4 protein-coding genes are annotated in these 2,560 nt (G+C 74.9%); 1 reads left to right on the forward strand and 3 read right to left on the reverse strand.

Annotated elements, in window-relative coordinates; all coding sequences use genetic code 11:
* Positions 1-41: 41 nt before the first annotated feature.
* Genes ACFXPX_RS21545 through ACFXPX_RS21555 form a run of 3 tightly spaced genes read right to left on the reverse strand, consistent with a single transcriptional unit; the run spans position 42 to position 1,811 of the window.
* The gene (locus ACFXPX_RS21545; RefSeq protein WP_380642796.1) at positions 42-278 is read right to left on the reverse strand and encodes a hypothetical protein; all 237 of its coding nucleotides are present in this window, start codon (positions 276-278) and stop codon (positions 42-44) included.
* Positions 275-1,165 (reverse strand): alpha/beta fold hydrolase, encoded by an 891-nt coding sequence (locus ACFXPX_RS21550; protein ID WP_380642798.1) that lies wholly within the window; start codon positions 1,163-1,165, stop codon positions 275-277. The genes ACFXPX_RS21545 and ACFXPX_RS21550 overlap by 4 nt, the downstream gene beginning before the upstream one ends.
* Positions 1,166-1,169: 4 nt before the next feature.
* Positions 1,170-1,811, reverse strand: a complete 642-nt coding sequence (locus ACFXPX_RS21555; RefSeq protein ID WP_380642800.1) for a dihydrofolate reductase family protein — start codon at positions 1,809-1,811, stop codon at positions 1,170-1,172.
* Positions 1,812-1,953: 142 nt separating this feature from the next.
* Here ACFXPX_RS21555 and ACFXPX_RS21560 point away from each other — a divergent pair, with 142 nt between their 5' ends.
* Positions 1,954-2,553, forward strand: a complete 600-nt coding sequence (locus ACFXPX_RS21560; RefSeq protein ID WP_380528458.1) for a DUF1707 domain-containing protein — start codon at positions 1,954-1,956, stop codon at positions 2,551-2,553.
* Positions 2,554-2,560 lie beyond the last annotated feature (7 nt).

Consider the following 2,560-nt stretch of genomic DNA (forward strand, 5'->3'; position numbering starts at 1 on the left):
GCCGTCGTTCCCGTCCGTCGGTCCGCCCGTCGCTCCCGGGTTCAGCTCCTGCGGTCAGTGACCGTCCAGGCGGCGCCCAGGTCGTGGCGCAGTGCCGCCAGGGCGGCGTCGGTGGCGGTGCGGAACGACTCCCACCGCTCCGGGGTCCAGGGGGAGGGGCCGCCCGGGTCGTCCCGGTCGAGGGAGGGCTGGTACCGGTCGGAGAGCCGCCTCAGTTCGTCCCGGGTGGCCGGGGCCGGGGGTCGGTTCGTCGAGTGCGCCCACCCACCCTGCCTCACCCCGGTCCGAGCGCGAGCATCGCCCCGGTCACCTCGCCGACCGCCGCGTCGGGGATCGCGGTGGCGGCCTCCGGGAGGACGAGCAGCCGGGCCCCGGGGATCTCGCGGGCGAGCGCCTCGCCGTTGCCGAGGGGGAAGAACGGGTCGCGGCGGCCGTGGACGACGAGCGTGGGGACCCGGATCCCGGGCAGGCGCTCGCGCCAGCGGGGTGCGCAGTCGAGCGTGGCGAACACCAGGCCCAGCTGGTTGGCCAGTTGGACCGGGGGAGCGGTGCCGGGCGTACGGTCCCAGATGCGCGCGGCGGTCGCGCGGGCGGTGCCGGGGTCGTTGCCGAGGATCTCCGCGCCGGCGGCGGCGAACTCCGCCACCGCCGTGCGGCTGCTCCAGTCCGGCGCGGGACGGGCGAACAGTCGGCTCATCGTCGCCGGGTCGTGGTCGGGGAGGTCGTCGTCGGGCGGGCCGGGGGCTACCGCGCGGGTGCCGACCAGGGTGAGGGCGCAGAACGCCTCCGGGTGGTCGAGCGCGGCCACCTGGGCGACCATGCCGCCGACGCCGATCCCCGCGAGGTGCGCGGGCCTTCCGCCGCCGCCGAGCGCGCCGGCCAGGGCGGCGGTCAGGGCGGCGGCGTCGGCGGCGAGGTCGCGCAGGGTGTAGCCGGGCGCCTGCGGGTCCACCGTCGTCGACGCCCCGCTGTCGCGCAGGTCGTAGCGCACCACCCGGCGCCCGCCGGCGGCGAGGCGTTCGCAGAGGGCGTCGGGCCAGGACAGCATCGTCGGCCCGCCCACGAGCAGGACGAGCGGCGCGTCGTCGGCACCGAACGACTCGGTGCCCGAGACGACCCCGTTGGCGTGGACGGCGGCGCGCACGGCGGTGTGGGCGGCGGTCATCGGGTCACCGGGCCCCGTCGTCCCCGAGACCGCGGTCGGGCAGGCTCATGTCGCCCGTCCTGGGCGTGCCCTCGGCGAGCCCGTACCGCAGGTAGACGGTGCCCTGGGGGCCGGCCACCGGGGGTTCGAGGAGCGTGAGGTTCGTGGGCACCGCGCCCTCCTCGAAGACCTTCTTCCCGACGCCGAGCACGATCGGGTGCACCCAGAGGTCGAGGCGGTCGAAGAGCCTCTCGCGCAGGAGGGTCTGCACCAGGTTCAGGCTCCCGACGACCTTCACGTGCTCGTGCCGGTCGCGGATCTCGCGCACCGCGCCGGCCAGGTCGGGGCCCAGCCGGGTGGAGCCGGCCCACGGGAGCCCGGTCGTGCCCCGGGAGGCCACGTACTTCGGGACGCGGTTGAACAACTCGGCGATCTCGCCCTCCTTCTGCTGCGGCCAGTAGGCGGCGAAGAGGTCGTACGTGCGCCGGCCGAGCAGCAGCGCGTCCGTGCCCTCGTACGCGGCGAGGATCTGCGCCCCGGTGGCCTCGTTCAGCAGCGGCGCCTGCCAGCCGCCGAACGGGAACCCCTCCGGGTCCTCGTCGGGCCCGCCGGGCGCCTGGCCGACGAGGTCGAGGGTCGCGAACATCTCGATGTGGATGAGGCCCATGGCTGTACTCCTGGTGAGGTCGGTCGGTCCCGTCGAGATGTAGACCGGTCGGGGCCGGAAAACTCATCGCCACGCCGACACCCGGCTTCCGGAGATCCGGGGCCGCTCGCGGGCGCTCCGTACGCGCGGCTACAGTTCGATCATGATCAAGGGGGCGCAGGGAACGGAATCGGTGACGTCGCAGGGCGCGGTGGAGCCACGGGCCGGGGACGCCGACCGGGAGGCCGTGGCCGAGCGGCTGCGGGCCGCCGCGGGGGAGGGCCGGATCGACCTGGCCGAGTTCCAGGAGCGGCTCGACCTGGCCTACCAGGCCAGGACGTACGCCCAACTCGACGTCCTGGTGGCCGATCTGCCGCAGGAGCGGCCGTCCGGATCCCCGGCCGGTGGCGATGCGGAGACGCTCGTCCTCAAGACCCACCTGGGCAACATCAAACAGGCCGGACGGTGGACGGTCCCGCGCAGGGTCGTCGCCGAGTGCAAGATGCTGAGCATCGTGATCGACTTCACCGAGGCCGCCTGCGCTCACCGGGAGGTCACCGTCGAGGCGAGCTGCGGCACGGGCGGCATCCAGCTGATCGTCCCGCCGGGCTGGGCGGTGCGGATCGACGGGGCGAGCACCAACACCGCCCACATCACCAACAAGGCCACCGCGCCGACCGACCCGGCCCTGCCGACGCTCACCGTCGTCGGGCATCCGCGGGCGGGGTACATCAAGATCAAGCAGCCCCGGCAGAAGCGGTAGCCGGTCC

It is taken from the genome of Kitasatospora sp. NPDC059146 (genome assembly GCF_042786665.1).
GTDB lineage: Bacteria > Actinomycetota > Actinomycetes > Streptomycetales > Streptomycetaceae > Kitasatospora.